This is a genomic window from Reyranella sp. (assembly GCF_050185545.1).
GTDB lineage: Bacteria > Pseudomonadota > Alphaproteobacteria > Reyranellales > Reyranellaceae > Reyranella.
This window is the reverse complement of the sequence record NZ_JBFWZI010000137.1, coordinates 1-20,072: the sequence shown is the minus strand read 5'-3', so window position 1 is coordinate 20,072 and position 20,072 is coordinate 1. Positions and strand designations below refer to the sequence as shown.

Genomic DNA, 20,072 nt, shown 5'->3' with positions numbered 1-20,072 from the left:
CTTGGTGCAGTAGGCGAGCCACTGCGGCGAAGGTTCCGGAGATGCCGCCTGTCCGGCGGATGCGGCGCAAGTCAATGCCAGCGCCAGCAGACAGTGGGAAAGCCTGGAGCAACCAGTCACGGCTTCCTCTCTTCAACCCAGAACGCCGTGGGCGCCGAGCACGCCCGCGGCGGCGGTTGCCACCCCGGCGGACAGCAGGACCCAGTGAAGCGCCTGTACGAGACGAAACACGCCGTCCGGATCGGCGAGCGCGCGGGTGTGGAACCAGTCGTGCACGACGAACGGTTCGACGATGAACAGGATCGCCATGAAAACGAACCAAAGCGCCGCCATGGCCACGAGCCACCAGCCTGTCGGTTCGAGGAAGCGATCCCAGGCGTCGAGGCGCTCCGCCATGTAGAAGCCGCTGACACCGGCCAACGGCACCGACACCCTGACTTGGCGCGCGAAGCGCTGCTCGACCGACTCGAAAAGGGCGAGTCGCTGCGCGACAGGGGCCACGGCGACGGCCGGCAGGACAACGGCCGTCACGAAGGCCACTCCCCCCATCCAATGGACGACCGCCAGCACGTGGACCGCGCGGGCAATCGTGACGTCGTCCATGGCCTGTCGTCGCTTCAGCGCGCGGCCGGCCGGATCGTGCCCGCGACTGCGGCGGAACGCGTGTCGGGTTCGACAGTCAGCGCGTGTGCCTGCAGCCAGCCGGTAATCGCGTCCGCTCGTGGCGCCAGCTCGACGGCGAGCGGCCCGGCGAAGGCGCGCCAGCGGTCGAGATTGCGCGCCGGCACGCCGACCAGGACGGGAATGCCGAGGTCGACCGCCTCGGCGATCGCGTCGCGCATACCGCCGCCGTCGGCTTCGATCTTGCCGAACTTGTTGACCACCAGAAGGCGTGGCGAATCGGTCTGCAGGCTCGTGAGGACGGCGTCCGCCACCTCGGTCAGCAGGCTTACATCGAGCCGGCAGCCGCGCGCCTCCTTGCCGCGATGCTCCGCCAGCGCCACGACCTCGCCGCTTGCCAGATCCTCGATCAGGAGATCGCAGGGATGCCGGCCCGGAAGTTCGTCGGCGGCGCGCTGCAGCACGCCCGCGAGCGGCAGGCCCGCCTCGCGCATCGGCTCGAGGGCGCGCTCAATGGCCTGGTCGGGATAGACGCCGTCGGCATAGACCACGGCGGCGATGAGCTGGTTCGACATGACTACTCTCCTCTTGAAACAGCGGTGTGGTTGCAGCGTCGCGTCGCGGGCTCGCCGTCGCGGCGCAGCGACCAGGCGAGCATTCGGCCGAGGCACGCGGCCGCGGGGTCGTCGGCGCGCTCGAGCGCGCCCATGAGATCGAGCCAGGCATCGTCATCGGCCTGGTCGGCGAACCGGCGCACTGCGCGAACGGCATAGGAAGCGGTCGTCTCGCCGGCGCGGTGCGCCGCACCGTCGAGGGCGACCATCAGCTTGAGGTCGCCCAGCGCCATCAGCGTCGAGGCAGCTTCGGTCTCGTCGCCCAGCGCGGCCAGCATGTCGCCCAGCAGCATCCCCGCCTCCCTACTGGACGAGCGGGCCGTGTGCGGCCGCGAGGTCGACGCCGGTCACCGCGGCGCGGCCGGCGAGAATGGCGACGTACTGCTGCAGGGCGCGCCGATGGACCGCCTCGTCGAGGTAGTCGGCGATGCGCTCGCGCACCAGCTCGAAGGGCAGCTCGCGGCCGTCGATGCGGCGATCGAGCCGCACGACATGAAAGCCGTAGCGCGTCTCCACCGGTTCGCCGTGCAGGGCGCCGGGGGTCATGCGCCGCAACGCCTGCTCGAACTCGGCGACCGTCTGGCCGGGGCCGATCTGGCCGAGATTGCCGCCCTGCTCGCGCGACGGGCAGGCCGAATGGCTGGCGCACAACGCGGTGAATGCCTGCGGCCGGTCCTTCAGCTCGTCGATCAGGGCTTGCGCGGCCTGCCGGGCGGCATCGCGCGCCGCCGCATCGCCCGGATCGGCGGGCAGCAGGATGTGCGCCGCCTCGAACAGGTCGGGCGAACGGAAGCGCCGGCGGTTCGAGTCGTAGTAGCGCCGGCACGCCGCCTCGTCGGCACGCGGCACCGCGACCTCGCGATCGAGCAGAGCGCGCAGGCGCGCCTCGTCCGGAGTCTCGCGGCGTCCCTCGTCGTCCTCCAGCGGCTCGGCTTCGATGGCGAGGCGGTCGGCTTCCTGGCGCAGCAGCTCGCGGATGGCGAGTGCGCGGGTCGCCAGCGCCCACGTTTCGTCGGGATCGGCAGACGCGTGATGCTGGGTTTCGCGGATGATGTCGGCGCTGGCGATGGGATGGCCGTTGACGCTGACCGGTACGGGGCGCCCGGGACGGCGGCGCGCCGCCCGCGCAGTAGACACTGTGCTCATGATGGTCACTCCGCGGGCTGGCGCGTGGCTGGCAGGGACTGCCGTGCCGCCGGCAACGGACGGCGCGTGCGCACGACCTGGTAGCCGCGCCGGCCGAGATACCAGACCGGCGCCGACCAGATGTGGACCAGGCGGCTGAACGGAAAAACCAGGAACAGAGTCATGCCCAGCACGAGGTGCATCAGGTAGGGCCAGGCGAGGCCCTGCAGCGTCGCCGCGTCGACCGGATGCAGGGTGACGATGCCCTGCGCCCAGTGCGACAGCACCAGCATCACCGAGCCGTCGGAATGGGCGAGCGAGAACGGCAGCGTGGCGAGCCCGAGGCAGAGCTGCAGCCACAGCAGCGCCAGCAGCGCGATGTCCATGACCGAGCTGGTAAGCCGGATGCGCTCGTCGAACAGGCGACGATGCAGCAGCAGGCTGAGGCCGATGAAGCAGACGACACCCGCAATGCCGCCGGCGGCGACCGCGATCAGCTGCTTCTGCTCGACCGTGATCACCAGGGTGTAGAGCGAGGTCGGCGTCAGCAGGCCGACGGCATGGCCCAACATCAGGAACAGGATGCCGACGTGGAACAGGTTCGAGCCCCAGCGCAGCTGGCGCTTGCGCAGGAGCTGGCTCGAGCTCGCCCGCCACGTGTACTGCTCGCGGTCGAAGCGGATCAGGCTGCCGAGCAGGAAGACCGTGAGGCAGATGTAGGGATACCAGACGAACAGCAGATGAAAGACGTAGTCCCTCATGACGCGACTCCCGATCCAGGATGGCAAGGCGGGACGGCGGCCCGCTGCGGGTCGAGCGGTGATGCGATACCCTCGGCCGGGTGCCGGGCGGCAGGCCGCCGACGGCCGAGAGGCGGCGCGACGCCCTCAGGCGAGCGCTGGGCGGCGCGCAGCCTCTCGGCGAGGCCGTCGATCGCGCAGCCGTCGTTCGCATTGGTGCCGGGGCCGAAGCGCACCTCCTGCTCGACCCACGCCGCGTCGAGAGCCTCGAGATCGTCGGGCTCGGGATCTGGCTCGGCCCGCAGCACCGCGAGCGCCGCCTGGTCGGGCTTCGCGCGCGACAGGGCAAGCAGCGCCGACATGACCGCTTCATAGGACGAGCTGCGCTTGGCCAGGCGCTCGCGCAGCGCGGCGATCACGTTGGCCGGCTGGCCGATCAGCTCGATCGCCGCGCGCGGCTCGAGGATCGAGGCGTACTCGAGGAACAGCGGCAGGAAGTCCGGCAGCTCGCACGGCGTCGGCGTGTAGCCGCCCTCCTCGTAGAGCTTCAGCAGGTCGACCATCGCCTGGCCGCGGTCGCGGCTCTCGCCATGGACATGCTCGAAGAGGTGCAGCGACAGCGCGCGCGTGCGGTCGAACAGGAGGCCATAGCGCTCCTGCAGGTCGTAGAGATCGCCGCTCGCGAGCTCGTCGATCAGCCGACCGAGGGCGGCGCGCTGGACAACCGGCAGCACGGCCTCGCGATCGATCGCATTGCGGATTTCGGGCGCGGCCTCGACGAGGTCGGCCGTGGGGTAGGACAGCAGCGCCGCCAGGGCACGCAACGTCTTCATCACGCGACCTCCATCGGATTGCGCGCCTTGAGCTTGCCGCCGGCGAACAGGTTGCCGCCGTCGTCCGGCGAGCAGCCGTTGCCGAAGCTGAAGCCGCAGGCGCCGCGCAGCTGGTAGGCGTCCTCCGACGTCTCGCGATGAGCGGTCGGGATGACGAAGCGATCCTCGTAATTGGCAATCGCCATCACGTGGTACATGTCCTCGATCGCTTCAGGCGTAAGGCCGACGCGCCTGGCGACGGCCGTGTCGATCACGCCATCGACGGTCTTGGCGCGCATGTAGGTGCGCATGGCGAGCATGCGCTCGAGGCCCTTGGCCACCGGCTCCTCGTCGCCGGCGGTCAGCATGTTGGCGAGGTAGCGCAGCGGAATGCGCAGCGAGCGGACGTCGGGCATCGCGCCGTCGACGCCCATCTTGCCCGCCTCGGCCGCCGACTGGATCGGCGACAGCGGCGGCACGTACCAGACCATGGGGAGCGTGCGGTACTCGGGATGGAGCGGGAAGGCGACCTTCCACTCCATGGCCATCTTCCACACCGGCGAGCGACAGGCCGCCTCGAGCCAGGACTCCGGCACGCCGTCGGCGCGGGCCTGCGCGATCACGCCCTCGTCACGGGGATCGAGGAACACGCCGAGCTGCGCCTCGTAGAGCTTCTTCTCGTCGGCGACGCTCGCCGCCTGCTCGATCCGGTCGGCGTCGTACAGGACCACGCCGAGATAGCGGATGCGGCCGACACAGGTTTCCGAGCACACGGTCGGCTGGCCCGCTTCGATGCGCGGGTAGCAGAAGATGCACTTCTCCGATTTGCCCGACGACCAGTTGAAGTAGATCTTCTTGTACGGGCAGGCCGAGACGCACATGCGCCAGCCGCGGCACTTGTCCTGGTCGATCAGGACGATACCGTCCTCCTCGCGCTTGTAGATGGCGCCCGACGGGCAGGCTGCGACGCAGGCCGGGTTGAGGCAGTGCTCGCACAGCCGCGGCAGGTACATCATGAAAGTATTCTCGAACTGGCCGTAGATCTCCTTCTGCACGCCCTCGAAATTGACGTCGGCCGAGCGCTTGGCGAACTCGCCGCCCAGGATCTCCTCCCAGTTGGGACCCCATTCGATCTTCTCCATGCGCTGGCCGGTGATCAGCGAGCGCGGCCTTGCCGTCGGGAAGGCCTCGAGCTCGGGCGCCTTCTGCAGGTGCTCGTAGTCGAAGGTGAAGGGCTCGTAGTAGTCATCGATCTCCGGCAGGTCCGGATTGGCGAAGATGTTGGCGAGGACGCGCCACTTGGCGCCGATCCGGGGCTGGATGCGGCCGTTCCTCTTGCGCACCCAGCCGCCGTTCCAGCGCTTCTGGTTCTCCCACTCCTTGGGATAGCCGACGCCGGGCTTGGTCTCGACGTTGTTGAACCAGGCGTATTCCATGCCTTCGCGATTGGTCCACACGTTCTTGCAGGTCACCGAGCAGGTGTGGCAGCCGATGCATTTGTCGAGGTTGAGGACCATCGCGATTTGCGCGCGGATTTTCATGACGTGTCTCCTGTTCAGTCGGCGGCGAGCGCGGCCGGGCCGGTCGGGGCGTCGCGCCAGGGACGCTCCAGCCAGTCGACATTGGCGAGCTTGCGCACCACGACGAACTCGTCGCGGTTGGTGCCGATCGTGCCGTAGTAGTTGAATCCGTAGGCCAGCTGGGCGTAGCCGCCGATCATGTGCGTTGGTTTCAGCACTGCACGCGTCACCGAGTTGTGGATGCCGCCGCGCTTGCCGGTCATCTCCGAGCCCGGCACGTTCACGATCTTCTCCTGGGCGTGGTACATGAAGAGGGTTCCCTCCTTCATGCGCTGCGAGACGACGGCGCGCGCGACCAGGGCGCCGTTGCTGTTGTAGGCCTCGACCCAGTCGTTATCGGCGATGCCCGCCTTGGCCGCGTCGACCTCGCTCAGCCACACGATCGGGCCGCCGCGCGACAGGGTGAGCATCATCAGGTTGTCGGTGTAGGTGGAGTGGATGCCCCACTTCTGATGCGGCGTGATGAAATTCAGCACGACCTGCCTGTTGCCGTTCGGCCGCGCGTCGATGACGGACTTCGTCGTGCGCAGGTCGACCGGCGGGCGGTAGACGCACAGGCCCTCGCCGAACGCCAGCATCCAGCGATGGTCCTGGTAGAGCTGCTGGCGCCCCGTCAGCGTGCGCCACGGGATCAGCTCGTGGACGTTGGTGTAGCCCGCGTTGTAGCAGACCTTCTCGCTCTCCAGCCCCGACCAGGTCGGCGCCGAGATGATCTTGCGCGGCTGGGCGACGACGTCGCGGAAGCGGATCTTCTCGTCCTCCTTGGGCAGCGCCAGATGCGCATGGTCGCGGCCGGTCGTCTTGGCCAGCGCCTCCCACGAGCGCACCGCGACCTCGCCGTTGGTCTCCGGTGCCAGCATGAGCAGCACCTCGGCGGCGTCGATGTCGGTCTCGATGCGCACCAGCCCCTTGGTCGGCCCGTCGGCGACGACGCCGTTCAGGCGCTCGAGATGCTCGACCTCGGGCTTGGTCTGCCAGGCGATTCCCTTGATGCCGTTGCCGACCTTGGCCATCAGTGGTCCGAGCGAGGTGAAGCGCTGGTAGACGCTGGGATAGTCGCGCTCGACCACGGTGACGGCAGGCATGGTCTTGCCCGGGATCGGCTCGACCTCGCCCCGCTTCCAGTCCTTGACGTCGATTGGTTGGGCGATCTCGCCCGGGCTGTCGTGCAGGATCGGCGTCAGCACGACGTCCTTCTCGACCCCCAGCACCTCCGGCGCGACGCGCGAGAAGGCCTTGGCGATCGCCTTGTAGATCTCCCAGTCGCTCTTCGCCTCCCATACCGGATCCACCGCCGCGGTCAGCGGATGGATGAAGGGATGCATGTCGGAGGTGTTGAGGTCGTTCTTCTCGTACCAGGTCGCCGTCGGCAGGACGATGTCGGAGTAGACGCAGGTGGTCGACATGCGGAAGTCGAGCGTCACCAGCAGATCGAGCTTGCCCTCGGGCCCCTCGTCGCGCCACACGACTTCCTTGGGCTTGGCCTTGCCCTCCTCGCCGAGATCCTTGCCCATGACGCCGTGCGTCGTGCCGAGCAGGTGCTTCAGGAAGTACTCGTGCCCCTTGCCCGACGAGCCCAAGAGGTTGGAGCGCCAGACGAACATGTTGCGCGGCCAGTTGCGCGGATTGTCGGGGTCCTCGCAGGACAGACGCAGCTCGCCGCTCTTCAGCTTCTGCGCCACGTAGTCCTTGGCCTCGAGGCCGGCCGCCGCCGCGGCGTGGGCGATGCCGAGCGGGTTCTGCTCGAGCTGCGGTGCCGACGGCAGCCAACCCATGCGCTCGGCGCGCACGTTGTAGTCGATGATCGCACCGTCCCAGGCGCCCGTCGGCGCGGTCGGCGAGACGATGTCGCCAACGTTGATCGTCTCGTAGCGCCACTGGTCGGTATGGGCGTAGAACGCCGACGTCGAGTTCTGCTGGCGCGGCGGGCGCCCCCAGTCGAGGGCGAAGGCGAGCGGCGCCCAGCCCGCCTGCGGCCGCAGCTTCTCCTGGCCGACATAGTGGGCCCAGCCGCCGCCCGACTGGCCGACGCAGCCGCACATCGCCAGCATGTTGATCACGCCGCGATAGTTCATGTCGGCGTGGTACCAATGGTTCATCGCCGCGCCGATGATCACCATCGAGCGGCCATTGGTCTTCTCGGCATTGGTCGCGAACTCGCGCGCCACCTGGATGATCTTGTCGCGCGGCACACCGGTGATCTTCTCGGCCCAGGCCGGCGTGTAGGGCACCTCCTCGTCGAATGACCCGGCGACGTTTGGTCCGCCAAGCCCGCCATCGACGCCGTAGTTGGCGACGAAGAGATCGTGCACCGACGCCACCAAAGTCTCGCCGTCGGCGAGCGCCAGCCGACGAACCGGCACCTTGCGCGTCAGCACGGCGTCGTGCGCCGTCGAGACGAAGTGCTCATGTGCGATATTGCCGAAATAGGGGAAGCCGACCTCGACCACATCGTCTCGCGTGTCCTTGAGCGACAGCAGCAGCGAGACGTCCTTGCCCGTGGAGTCCTTCTCCTCAAGGTTCCACTTGCCGCTCTCGCCCCAGCGGAAGCCGACCGAGCCGCGCGGCGTCACGACCGCGCCGCTCGCGGCATCGAAGGCGACGGTCTTCCATTCGGGGTTGTTCTGCTCGCCCAGGCTGGCGTCGAAGTCGCTGGCGCGCACGAAGCGGTCGGGCACGTACAGGCCATCGCGCTTTGCCAGCCGGACCAGCATCGGCATATCGGTGTAGCGCCTGATGTAGTCCCGGAAATACGCCACCTGGCGGTCGACGTGATATTCCTTGAGAATCACGTGGCCCATCGCCATGGCGAGCGCCGAATCGGTGCCCTGCTTCACCGACAGCCAGATGTCGCCGAACTTCGACGCCTCCGAGTAGTCGGGACAGATCACCGCGCTCTTCAGACCGCGATAGCGCGCCTCGGTGTAGAAATGGGCGTCCGGCGTGCGCGTCTGCGGCACGTTGGAGCCCCACAGGATGACGAAGCCGGCGTTGTACCAGTCGGCCGACTCGGGCACGTCGGTCTGCTCGCCCCAGGTCTGCGGCGAGGCTGGCGGCAGGTCGCAGTACCAGTCGTAGAACGACATGCACACGCCGCCGATCAGCGACAGGTAGCGAGAGCCCGCGGCATACGAGACCATCGACATCGCCGGGATGGGCGAAAAGCCCAGGATGCGATCGGGGCCGTAGGTCTTCGCGGTGTAGGCATTGGCCGCGGCGACGATCTCGGTCGCCTCCTCCCAGCCGACGCGCACGAAGCCGCCGTGGCCGCGTTTCCTCGTGTAGGCATCACGCTTCTTCGGATCCTCGACGATCGAGGCCCAGGCGGCGACGGGGGCGAGCGTGGCGCGCGCCTCGCGCCACAGACGCAACAGGCGCGAGCGCGCCAGCGGATACTTCACGCGATTACCCGAATAGAGATACCAGCTGTAGCTGGCGCCGCGCGAGCAGCCGCGCGGCTCGTGGTTGGGCAGGTCGGGCCGGGTGCGCGGATAGTCGGTCTGCTGGGTTTCCCAGGTGACGATCCCGCCCTTGACATAGATCTTCCACGAGCACGAGCCGGTGCAGTTGGCGCCGTGCGTGGAACGCACGATCTTGTCGTGCTGCCAGCGCTTGCGGTAGGCGTCCTCCCAGCCGCGGTCCTCCGATGTAGTGATGCCGTGGCCGTCGGCGAAGGGCTCCTTGACCTTGCGGAAGAAGGTCAGGCGATCGAGAAAATGCGACACGGGTAAACTCCTCGGGCGATGGCGGGATGGCGGTCAGGGCGTGGCGGATGCCGCGGCGGGACGCGCGGCGCTCCGGCCGCGCTCGACGTCGAACAGCAGGCCGCCGCGCCGCGTGTAGACGAACCAGGTGAGCGCGATGCAGCTCAGGTAGAAGGCGAGGAAGCCGTAGAGCGCCATGGCGGCGCTGCCGGTGAGCGCGATCGACGAGCCGAAGCTCTTGGGGATGAAGAACGCGCCGTAGGCGGCGATCGCCGAGGTGAAGCCGATGATGGCGGCAGACTCCCGCTCGGCCTGCAGGCGACGAACCTCGACGGTCGCGCCCGGCATCAGGCGGTCCATGTCCTTGCGCATGATCGCCGGGATCATCTGGAAGGTGGACGCGTTGCCGACGCCGCTGGCGAAGAACAGCAGCAGGAACATGGCGAAGAAGCCCGGGAAACTGCGCTCATTCAGGAAGTACAGGAGGCCGACCGTGCCAAGTGCCATGGCGACGAACACCCAGAAGGTGACGCGGCCGCCGCCCCAGCGGTCGGACACCCAGCCGGTAAGCGAGCGCGACAGCGCACCGACCAGCGGCCCGAGGAAGGCGTACTTGAGGGCGACGATGTCCGGGAACTGCGTCTTGCTGAGCAGCGGAAACGCCGCCGAATAGCCGATGAAGGAGCCGAAGGTGCCGGTATAGAGCCAGCACATGATCCAGTTGTGCCGGCGCTGGAAGATGACCGACTGCTCGGCGAAGGAGGCCCGGGCGGAGGCAATGTCGTTCATGCCGAACCAGGCGGCGAAGGCCGAGGCGGCGATAAACGGCACCCAGATGAAACCCGCGTTCTGCAGCCACATCTGCGATTCGCCCCACGGCTCCTTGGCGACCCGCGGCTCGCCGCCGAGGAAGCCGAACACGCCGGCGGTGATCACCATCGGCACGACGAACTGCACGACGCTGACGCCGAGGTTGCCCAGGCCGGCATTGAGGGCCAGCGCGTTGCCCTTTTCCGCCTTGGGGAAGAAGAAGGAGATGTTGGACATCGACGAGGCGAAGTTGCCGCCGCCGAAGCCGCACAGCAGCGCCAGGATCAGGAACATCCAGTACGGCGTCGCAGGGTTCTGCACAGCATAGCCGATGCCCACTGCCGGCAGCATCAGCGACCAGGTGGCGACCGTCGTCCACAGCCGGCCGCCGAAGATCGGCACGGTGAAGGAGTAGAATATGCGCAGCGTGGCGCCCGAGACACCGGGAAGGGCGGCCAGCCAGAACAGCTGGTCTGTCGTATAGGTGAAGCCGATCGCCGGCAGCTTGGCGACGACGACCGACCACACCATCCATACCGCGAAGGACAGCAGCAGCGCCGGGATGGAGATCGCGAGGTTGCGCTGGGCGATCCGCCGACCGGTCTTCTCCCAGAATTCGCGATCCTCGGGATGCCATTCCTGCAGGGTCTTGCCGGACAGCTTGCCGACATGTTGCGGGCCATGGATCTCCTGCATTTCCGGCAGCTCGGGCAGCCGCGCCAGCGCCTCGCCCGCCTTCTCGCGCTCCATGGCGCGGATCGAGACGTGCATCCAGACGAGTGACACCGCGACCACGAGGAACAGCAGCATGAAGCAGCTGGTCCACACGCCGGTGAGATCGTTGAGCAGGCCGAAGGCGATCGGCAGCACGAAGCCGCCCAGCCCGCCGACCAGCCCGACCACGCCGCCGACCGCGCCGACGCGGCCCGGGTAGTAGACCGGGATGTGCTTGTAGACCGCGGCCTTGCCGAGGCTCATGAAGAAGCCGAGCACGAAGGCGATGACGGTGAACGGCACCAGCCCCATCTCGAGGGTGAAGCTGATCGGGCCCGTGATGCCCTTCACGATGTACTGGGTCGGCGGATAGGACAGCACGAAGCACGCCACCACCGAGACACCGAACGTCCAGTACATCACCCGGCGAGCACCGAACTTGTCGGACAGCACGCCACCGTAGATGCGGAACAGGCTGGCCGGCACCGAGTAGGCCGCGCCGATCATGCCGGCCATGGTGATGTCGAGCCCGTAGACGCCGATCAGGTAGCGCGGCAGCCACAGCGCCAGGGCAACGAAGCCGCCGAAGACGAAGAAGTAGTAGAGTGAGAAGCGCCAGACCTGGACGTTGCGCAGCGGCTCCAGCATCGCCGCCATCGATTCCGGCTTGGCACCCGACCTGCGGCGCGCCGCCAGCTCGGGGTCGTCCTTGGTGGTGAACCAGAACAGCACGGCCATGACGACCAGGGCGGCTGCCCAGATCTCGGCGACGCTCTTCCAGCCCCACGCCACCATGATGAAGGGCGCGACGAACTTGGTGACCGCCGCGCCGACATTGCCGGCGCCGAAGATGCCGAGCGCCGTGCCTTGCCTGGCTGCGTCATACCAGCGCGAGACGTAGGCGATGCCGACCGAGAAGGAGCCGCCGGCGATGCCAACGCCGAGCGCCGCCAGCAGGAAGGTCGGATAGTCGTAGGCGTAGGTGAGCAGCCACGTCGCCACCGCCGCCGCGACCATGACCAGGCTGTAGACGATGCGCCCGCCGTGCTGATCGGACCAGATTCCGAGGACGAGGCGGATCAGCGATCCGGTCAGGATCGGCGTACCGACCAGCAGACCGAACTGGGTGTCGGTGAGACCGAGGTCCTTCTTGATCTGCACACCGATGATCGAAAAGATCGTCCAGACCGCGAAGCACACCGTGAAGGCCAGCGTGCTCATGCCGAGGGCCATGGTGCGGTCGCGGTTGTTCTCTCCGACACTCTGCGGCGTCGCCATCGCGGGTCTCCTTTGCTGGCGCTACAGTCGCGGCGGCGCGCGGTGATCGGGTTGACGTGAATCAAGCCGCGCTGGCGGGAGCGTGGGGATTGCGAATCGGTTAAGCTATGTGAACGATTGGTGTTCACATTTGGTAACGACAGCCCTCTAAATGCGTCCTTCGGATATCCCCCTGATCCGCCGGGCCCGCCTGTTCTCGCAGGTCAGCGAGGCCGATCTGGCCGCGCTTCTGGCAACATGCTTCGTGCAGACGCTGCCGCGCGGGGCCACCCCTTGCCATCAAGGCGACAAGCCGGAATTTCTGCACATTGTCCTCTCGGGCAAGGTCGGCCTGTTCGCCGAGGGGCCGCGCGAGGAAATGCTGATCGAGTTCTTCGGGCCGGGCGACGGCTTCGTCCTGCCGGCCGTGATGCTCGACATGCCCTACCTGGTGACCGCCCGGCTGATCGACGAAGGGCGCATCCTGTTGTGGCCTGCCGCCGCCTTTCGCGCCCAGGTGCGGGCCAACGGCGCGCTGGCCTACGGCGCGACGCTCCAGCTATCGAGCTACTGGCGGATCCTTATGGGCCAGATCAAGGATCTGAAGCTCCTGTCGGCGACGGAGCGCCTGTCGGCCATGCTGCTGGCGCTGGCGCCGCGCCAGTCGGGAAGCGCCACGGTGACCCTTCCGGGCGGTCGCCGGCTCATCGCCGGCCGCCTCGGCATCACGCCTCAGAGCCTGTCGCGTGCTTTCGCAACCCTGCGCCCGCTGGGCGTCAGCGGCCAGGGACGCCAGATCGCCATCGCCGACCTGGAACGCCTGCGCGACCTGGCCGGCACCAAGGCGCTGCGACGGGGCTGAGGGCGGTCATCGTCTTGTGGACCGCGGGCGTCTCGCCCGCTCATGCTTACCCCCAATGAGCGGGACATGAGCGGGCGGGACGCCCGCGGTCCGCATGAGCCATGAGTCCCTGGGTCTCCGTACGGCCAATTCATGCTATCCAGCCCGCAATGGCATCGTTTCCGGAGACCCGACCGGCCCTGATCGCCACGGCCCGCGGGGCGCTGTGGCGCACCGGCGACGGCCGGATCGAGCGGCTGTCGGCGGCCGATGCCGCGTTGCGGGCCGCCGCGACGCCGCCACTCGTCTGCCACGCGCCCGCGGTGGCGGCGCGGCTCGGGACCGAGCGGCTGGCGGCGCGCGATCTGCTGGAGCTGTTCGCCTTCGTCCGGCCTGCCCGGTTCTGCCTGCCGACGCCGCGGGGCCTCTGCGAGGCGCTCGATCTCCCCCTGCCGACGACGCCTGAAGAGGAGGCGGAAGCGCTGCCCGACATCGCGCGCCGGCTGATCGACGAGCTCGAGGACATGGCGGCCCTCGCCTCGCCCGAAATGAAGGCGACGGCGCTCGCCATGGCGCGCGGCAGCTGGCCGTGGGCCGACGACGTGCTGGCGGCGCTCGGTCTCGACCCGGCGGCGCAGAAGCTGCGTGCGCTCGCCGGGCTCGACGTCTGGAAGAGCCTGCCGCAATGGGAGGAGCCACCGCCCCCGCCGCCGCCTAAAAGCCTGCCGGTCGAGCCGCGCGAGGCGCGGCTGCGCCTGGGTCAACTCATTGCCGCCGGCGCGCATCTCGCCGAAGCACGGCCGAGCCAGGGCGACTACGCGTCCGCGGCGAGCCAGGCCTTCGCCCCGCGCGAACAGGAGGAGCGGCCCAACGTCGTGCTGGTCGAGGCCGGCACCGGTGTCGGCAAGACGCTGGGCTATGTCGCGCCGGCCTCGCTGTGGGCGGAGAAGAACGGCGCGCCGGTGTGGATCGCTACCTACACCCGCAACCTGCAGCGCCAGATCGACAACGAGCTCGACCGCCTGCACCGCGACAGTGCCGAGAAGCGCCGCCGCGTCGTCGTCCGCAAGGGGCGCGAGAACTATCTCTGCCTGCTGAATTACCAGGAGGCGGCGATGCGCACCGGCCTGGTGCCGGAGAACGCCGTCGGGCTCGGCCTGCTGGCGCGCTGGGCGCTGGCCAGCCGCGACGGCGACATCGTGGGGGGCGACCTTCCGGCCTGGCTGCTCGACCTGATCGGTCGCGGCCGCGTCAACCGGCTCGCCGACCGCCGTGGCGAATGCATCTACTCGGCCTGCGAGCACTACAGAAAATGCTTCGTCGAGCGCACCATCCGACGCGCCCGCCAGGCCGACATCGTCATCGCCAACCACGCGCTGGTGATGATCCAGGCGGCGATGGGCGGCCTCGACGATGCCACGCGCCCGCTGCGCTACGTGTTCGACGAGGGCCATCACCTGTTCGATGCCGCCGACTCGGCCTTCGGTGCGCATCTCAGCGGCGTCGAGGCGTCCGACCTGCGGCGCTGGCTGATGGGCGCCGAGGGCCGCCGCGGCAGCCGTGCGCGCGGCCTCGAGCGCCGCATCGCCGACCTCCTGGGCGACGACCAGGAAGCGCATCGCGCCCTGCGCCAGCTGCTCGAATCGGCGCAGCTGCTGCCGGCCAGCAACTGGCAGACGCGGCTTGCCGACGGCACGGTGCTGGGTCCGGCCGAGGAGTTCCTGGCCCTGGTACGCCAGCAGGTGCGCGCGCGCTCGTCGGACGAGGATCAGGGCTTTGGCCAGGAGTGCGACGTCCATCCGCTGACACCGGGCCTGCTCGACGCGGCCGACCAGCTCGCCGAGATGCTGTCACAGATGCTGGTCCCGGTGCGCCGGCTGCGCCAGATGCTGCAGGCTAAGCTTCAAGCCGAGGCCGACAAGCTCGACTCGGCCCAGCGTGCCCGAATCGAAGGCGTCGTACGCTCGCTCACCAACCGTTGCGAACGCACGCTCGAGGCGTGGCGGGCGATGCTGCGCGGCCTGCATGGCGAACCCGATCCGGCCTTCGTCGACTGGTTGGCGATCGAGAAGAGCCAGAACCGAGAGATCGATGTCGGAATGTTCCGCCATTATCTCGATCCGACCGAGCCGTTCGTGAACTCGGTGATCCGGCCGGCACACGGCGCCGTCATCACCTCGGCGACCTTGCGCGATTCGCTCGACGTTCCGGTCGCCGCGAACGACGAGAAGCCGGAAGCGCTGGCCGACTGGGACGTCGCCGAGGCGCGCACCGGTACGCGCCATCTGATGGCGCCGGCCGTGCGCGCGGCGATGGCCTCGCCGTTCGACTATCCCGACTCCACGCGCGTGCTGATCGTGCGCGACGTCCGGCGCGACGATGCCGAGCAGATCGCCGCCGCCTACCGCGAGCTGTTCGTGGCGGCGGGCGGCGGCGCGCTCGGCCTGTTCACCGCCATCGGCCGGCTGCGCGCCGTGCACCAGCGCATCGCGCCGGCGATCGAGGTGGCCGGGCTGCCGCTCTACGCCCAGCATGTCGGCGGCATGGACGCGGCGACGCTGGTCGATATCTTTCGCGCCGAGGAGCATTCCTGCCTGCTCGGCACCGACGCGGTGCGCGACGGCGTCGACGTGCCCGGCCGCTCGCTACGCCTGATCGTGTTCGACCGCGTGCCCTGGCCGCGCCCCGACATCCTCCATCGCGCCCGCAAGGAAGCCTGGAAGAAGGCCGGCGCCGGCAACAATGCCTACGACGACATGCTGGCGCGGCTGCGACTCAAGCAGGCCTACGGCCGCCTGATCCGGCGCGCCACCGACCGCGGCGTCTTCGTCATGCTCGACTCGCGCCTGCCCAGCCGCCTGCTCGGCGCCTTCCCGCCGGGAGTGCCGGTGGCGCGCGTCGGCCTCGCCGAGGCGGTGGCGCAGGTGCGGGCGTTCGTGGGAATCGAGGCTGGGTGAGCTCATGCTCTCCCGGACCGCGGGCGTCCCGCCCGCTCAAGCTGATGAGCGGGCGGGACGCCCGCGGTCCGGAAGACGATGATATCGTGCACGGGACGGCCATGGAGGGGATGGACGGTGGCAGCCGACCTGTCGCGACGCGGATTGCTGGACGTGCTGGGTAGTGTCGGCGCGGCGACGCTCACGCTCAAGGCGATGGGGCTGTTGCCCGTTCCCATCGTGTTCGCCACAGCACCGGTCCTGCCGGCCGATTCGGGCCGCGGCAAGAGCGTGGCAGTGCTGGGCGCCGGAATCGCAGGACTTGTCTCGACCCTGCTGCTGCGTCGCGCCGGTTATCAGTGCACTGTGCTCGAGGCACGCACGCGGCCCGGCGGGCGCGTGTGGACGCTGCGTAGCGGCGACACGATCGAGGAGATGGATTCGACCCAGAAGGTCGACTGGGAGTCCGACCCGGACCTCTACTTCAACGCCGGTGCGGCCCGCCTCTCGCATCACCATCTCGGCATCCTGGGTTATTGCCGCGAGCTCGGCGTGGCGCTCGAGCCGTTCATCAACGACAACCGCGCCGCCCTGATCCAGATCGACAGCGAGTTCTCCGGCGAGCCGCAGCGCATTGCCCGCCTGCAGGCCGATATGCGCGGCGCGGTCGCCGAGCTCGCGGCCCGGTCGGCGCCCATCGACGGCAGTCTCGACGGCCTGTTGCGCAACTTCGGTGCGCTCACGAAGGACATGACATACCTCGGATCGTCGCGCGCCGGCTTCGCCTCGCCGAAGACGTTCCCCGCCGCCGGAACCCAACGTGGCAAGCTGCAGAGGCCGATCCCGATCGGCGACATCGCGCGTGTCAACGAGGCGCGCATCCTCGCCAACGCCCTGACCTTCCTCGAATCGTGGAACCAGGCGCCCACCATGCTGCAGCCAGTCGGCGGCATGGATCGTATCGTGTACGCGCTGGAGAAGGCGATCGGCGGCGAGGTCGCCTACGGTCACGAGGTCGAGCAGATCCTGCGCCTCGGCGAGCGGGCCGGGATCGTGTCGCGCGACCGGCGGGCCGGCACCATCGTGCGGACCGAGGCCGACTATGTCGTCTGTACCATTCCCCTGCCGGTGCTGAAGTCGATCCGTGCCGACTTCTCGCCGGCGGTGCAGCACGCGATCGAGCAGGGCGCCGCGACCTACGGCGCGGCGACAAAGGTTGCGTTCGCGGCGGCGCCGCGCTGGTGGGAGCTGGACGACCGGATCTATGGCGGCATCAGCTGGACCAGCCGCGACATCAACCAGCTCTGGTACCCCTCGCATGGCATCCAATCGAGCAAGGGCATCCTGGTCGGCGCCTATATCTGGGAAGACGAGGCAGCCCGGCGTTACGCCGTCCTGAGCCCGGCCGGGCGGCGCGCCGCGGCGATCGCCGATGGCGAGCGGCTTCATCCCGGCTATGGCGCGAAGGTCGGCGCCTCGACGTCGGTCGCGTGGAGCAAGGTGCCCTACTCCCTCGGCGCCTGGGCCGAATGGGACTTCACCCCGGGCGCGCGCGAGACGATCTACCCGGTCCTGCTGCCCCCGGATGGACCCTTTCATTTCGCCGGCGAGCACATGAGCTACGTCACTGGCTGGCAGGAAGGGGCCGTGCAGTCGGCCCATTACACGGTGGGCCAGATTGCGGAACGGGTGAAGGCCGGCCGGTAGCGCAACCGGGCGGACTTGGGGCATCGTTCCACCATGACCCTGCGCAAGATCGACATCGCCATCATCGGCGCCGGCATGGGCGGCCTCGCCGCCGCGGCGGCGCTGCGCCGCGTCGGCCTCGACGTCACGGTCTACGAGCAGGCCAGGCAGTTCGCCCGTCTCGGCGCCGGCATCCAGATCGGCTGCAACGCCATGCATGTGCTGCGCGGCCTCGGCCTGGAACAGCGGCTGCGCGCCGAGACTTTCTACCCCCGCTCTTGGAACAACCGCGACTGGCGGACCGGCGAGGTGCTGTTCGACATGGTGTTCGGCGAGCCGGCGGAGGAGAAGTACGGCGCGCCCTATCTGCTCGCCCACCGCGGCGATCTGCATGCAGCGCTGGCGAGCCTGGTGCCGACCGACTGCCTCAGGCTCGACCACCGGCTGGTCGGGCTCGAGGCCGGCGCCAGCGACCGTGTCCGGCTCGCCTTCGCCAATGGCGCGACGGCAGAGGCCGACGCCGTGATCGGCGCCGACGGTGTCAACTCGGTCGTCCGCAGCCTCCTGTTCGGCAATGTCGAGCCGCAGTTCGCCGGCCGCATCGCCTATCGCACGACCTTCCCGGCGCATCGGCTCGCCGAGCAGGGCGTCGCCATCGACGACTGCGTGAAATGGTGGGGCGAGGATCGCCACATCGTGATGTACCCGGTGAAGCCCGACCGCAGCGAGGTCTACTTCGTCACCAGTCAGCCCGAGCCGCAATTCACCGCCGAGTCCTGGTCGATGGAAGGTGACGTCGAGGTTCTGCGCGCAGCCTTCGAGGGGTTTCACCCGACGGTGCGCGGCGTGCTGGCGGCCTGCCCCTCGGTGCACAAGCGCGTCCTGCTCGATCGTGATCCGCTGGAGCAATGGGGTGACGGCGCCGTGACCCTGCTGGGCGATTCCTGCCATCCGATGACGCCCTACATGGCGCAGGGCGCGGCGATGGCGATCGAGGACGCCGCCATCCTGTCGCGCTGCCTCGACGGCGTCGAGCGCGCCGGCATTGCCGCCGCGCTGCGCCGCTACGAGGTCACGCGCCAGGAGCGCACGGCGCGAATCCAGCTCACATCGCGCCAGAACCAATGGGGCAAGGGCGCCACCGACCCCGACTGGGTCTACGGCTACAACGCCTGGACCGCCCCGCTGGCGGACAGGTCAAATCAGGTTGTTCCGGACCGCGAGCGCCTGCCCTGAGCTTGTCGAAGGGTCTCGCTCGCTCAGATTATTAGCGAGCGAGATGGCTGGGGACGCGCCACTCCCATGGCGCGTCTTCAGTGTGATTGACGATGGTCGCGCCACAGGAGTGGCGCGCTCCCACCGTCGCGCTCGTCCAAGCGCATGAGCGAGCGAGCCCCTTCGACAAGCTCAGGGCAGGCGCTCGCGGTAGGGAAGAAACTGACGGAGGAAGGCCAGACCCTCCGTCCACTTTGCATTGTTCGGTCAAGGCCCCTGCGACTCGAGAACGCGTAGATTTCCGTTCTGCAAGACCCATTTCCGAATCCCTGGCCCGCCGTGGGCTCATTGCCTGATAGAGTGCACTCAAAGAGCAAGTAGTGTTGCGTGGAGGACGCGTACGATGATCAAGCTTACTCTGCCCCGCCGGCGCGCGTTGTTGTTGTCGGGAGGCGCGCTTGCCGCGCCGATGCTGTCTGCGGGCGTCGCCCGCGCCATCGATGATTGGCCTAACAAGCCGGTCCGATACATCAACAGCTTTCCCGCCGGTGGACCGACCGACACCCTGTCGCGGATCGTCTGCCACGAACTGTCGCAGCTCGCCGGTCAGCAGTTCGTCGTCGAGAACAAGGCCGGCGCGGGCGGCAATGTCGGCGCCGACGTGATCGCCAAGTCGGCGCCCGACGGCTACACGATCGGCCTCTACAGCATCGCCAGCCACGCCATCGCACCGACGCTCTATGCCAGGTTACCGTTCGACGCAGCGAAGGACTTCACCGGCATAGCCATGTTGTGGTCGGTGCCCAACATGCTGATGGTGCGGCTCGACCTCCCGGCCAAGACGGTGCCCGACCTGATCGCTCTGGCACGTGACAATCCGGGCAAGTATTCGTTCGCATCGTCCGGCGCCGGGACCTCGCCGCAGATCACCGGCGAATTGTTCAAGCAGCTTGCCAAGATCAACCTGCTGCACGTGCCCTACCGCGGCAGCGCGCCGGCGCACCAGGATCTGCTGGCAGGCCAGGTCGACATGATGTTCGACAATATCCCCGGGCCGCTCGGCCTGATGCGCTCGGGCAAGGTACGCGGTCTCGCCGTGACCTCGCGCGAGCGCCATCCGGCAGCGCCCGATATCCCGACCATGGCGGAGTACCTGCCGGGCTTCGAGATCACCTCGTGGGGTGGCGTCTGCGGCCCGGCCGGCCTGCCGGCGCCGATGGTCGAGAAGCTCTCGCTGCTCACCAGGAAGGCGCTCGAGAGCGAGGCGGTCAAGAAGGCCTTCGACCAGCAGGGCGCGACGCGGATCTGGATGAACCCAGCCGACACTGCGGCCTACCGCGCCGCCGACGAGAAGCGGCTGGCCCCGGTGATCAGGCAGTCCGGCGCGAAGGTGGACTAGGGCCTGTCCTCAATTGAA

Annotated in this window: 14 protein-coding genes; 5 read left to right on the top strand and 9 right to left on the bottom strand. The window is 68.5% G+C overall.

Annotated features, from left to right (window positions below; translation table 11 throughout):
- Positions 1 to 132: 132 nt before the first annotated feature.
- Genes AB7O82_RS27455 through AB7O82_RS27415 form a run of 9 tightly spaced genes read right to left on the bottom strand, consistent with a single transcriptional unit; the run spans position 133 to position 11,998 of the window.
- Entirely contained in the window at positions 133 to 603 is a 471-nt protein-coding gene (locus AB7O82_RS27455; RefSeq protein ID WP_428549494.1) for a hypothetical protein, read from the bottom strand.
- 14 nt (positions 604 to 617) lie between these two features.
- The gene (locus tag AB7O82_RS27450; RefSeq protein WP_428549496.1) at positions 618 to 1,196 is read right to left on the bottom strand and encodes a DUF2478 domain-containing protein; all 579 of its coding nucleotides are present in this window, start codon (positions 1,194 to 1,196) and stop codon (positions 618 to 620) included.
- 2 nt (positions 1,197 to 1,198) lie between these two features.
- Positions 1,199 to 1,528 (bottom strand): hypothetical protein, encoded by a 330-nt coding sequence (locus AB7O82_RS27445; RefSeq protein ID WP_428549498.1) that lies wholly within the window; start codon positions 1,526 to 1,528, stop codon positions 1,199 to 1,201.
- A 10-nt stretch (positions 1,529 to 1,538) separates the two neighbouring features.
- Entirely contained in the window at positions 1,539 to 2,381 is an 843-nt protein-coding gene (locus AB7O82_RS27440) for a peptidylprolyl isomerase (protein WP_428549500.1), read from the bottom strand.
- A 5-nt stretch (positions 2,382 to 2,386) separates the two neighbouring features.
- The gene (narI, locus tag AB7O82_RS27435) at positions 2,387 to 3,121 is read right to left on the bottom strand and encodes a respiratory nitrate reductase subunit gamma (RefSeq protein ID WP_428549502.1); all 735 of its coding nucleotides are present in this window, start codon (positions 3,119 to 3,121) and stop codon (positions 2,387 to 2,389) included.
- Positions 3,118 to 3,933 carry a nitrate reductase molybdenum cofactor assembly chaperone gene (gene narJ / locus AB7O82_RS27430; RefSeq protein ID WP_428549504.1) on the bottom strand — a complete coding sequence of 272 codons (816 nt, stop codon included), beginning with the start codon at positions 3,931 to 3,933 and terminating at the stop codon, positions 3,118 to 3,120. The genes narI and narJ overlap by 4 nt, the downstream gene beginning before the upstream one ends.
- Positions 3,933 to 5,453 carry a nitrate reductase subunit beta gene (gene narH / locus AB7O82_RS27425; RefSeq protein ID WP_428549506.1) on the bottom strand — a complete coding sequence of 507 codons (1,521 nt, stop codon included), beginning with the start codon at positions 5,451 to 5,453 and terminating at the stop codon, positions 3,933 to 3,935. The genes narJ and narH overlap by 1 nt, the downstream gene beginning before the upstream one ends.
- A 14-nt stretch (positions 5,454 to 5,467) precedes the next feature.
- Positions 5,468 to 9,217 (bottom strand): nitrate reductase subunit alpha, encoded by a 3,750-nt coding sequence (locus AB7O82_RS27420; RefSeq protein WP_428549508.1) that lies wholly within the window; start codon positions 9,215 to 9,217, stop codon positions 5,468 to 5,470.
- A gap of 33 nt (positions 9,218 to 9,250) precedes the next feature.
- Complete coding sequence (locus AB7O82_RS27415; protein ID WP_428549510.1) at positions 9,251 to 11,998, bottom strand: nitrate/nitrite transporter; 2,748 nt, start codon at positions 11,996 to 11,998, stop codon at positions 9,251 to 9,253.
- 151 nt (positions 11,999 to 12,149) lie between these two features.
- Here AB7O82_RS27415 and AB7O82_RS27410 point away from each other — a divergent pair, with 151 nt between their 5' ends.
- The 5 genes from AB7O82_RS27410 (at position 12,150) to AB7O82_RS27390 (ending at position 20,054) form a co-directional block, all read left to right on the top strand.
- Positions 12,150 to 12,839: a cyclic nucleotide-binding domain-containing protein gene (locus AB7O82_RS27410; protein ID WP_428620621.1), complete on the top strand. Its 690-nt coding sequence runs from the start codon at positions 12,150 to 12,152 to the stop codon at positions 12,837 to 12,839.
- A gap of 149 nt (positions 12,840 to 12,988) precedes the next feature.
- Positions 12,989 to 15,775, top strand: coding sequence for an ATP-dependent DNA helicase (locus tag AB7O82_RS27405; RefSeq protein WP_428620619.1), 2,787 nt, complete (start codon positions 12,989 to 12,991; stop codon positions 15,773 to 15,775).
- A 117-nt stretch (positions 15,776 to 15,892) separates the two neighbouring features.
- Entirely contained in the window at positions 15,893 to 17,461 is a 1,569-nt protein-coding gene (locus tag AB7O82_RS27400; protein WP_428555624.1) for a flavin monoamine oxidase family protein, read from the top strand.
- A 33-nt stretch (positions 17,462 to 17,494) separates the two neighbouring features.
- Complete coding sequence (locus AB7O82_RS27395) at positions 17,495 to 18,676, top strand: FAD-dependent monooxygenase (RefSeq protein WP_428555621.1); 1,182 nt, start codon at positions 17,495 to 17,497, stop codon at positions 18,674 to 18,676.
- Between the two features lie 382 nt (positions 18,677 to 19,058).
- Positions 19,059 to 20,054, top strand: a complete 996-nt coding sequence (locus tag AB7O82_RS27390; RefSeq protein ID WP_428555618.1) for a Bug family tripartite tricarboxylate transporter substrate binding protein — start codon at positions 19,059 to 19,061, stop codon at positions 20,052 to 20,054.
- The last annotated feature ends 18 nt before the right edge of the window (positions 20,055 to 20,072 follow it).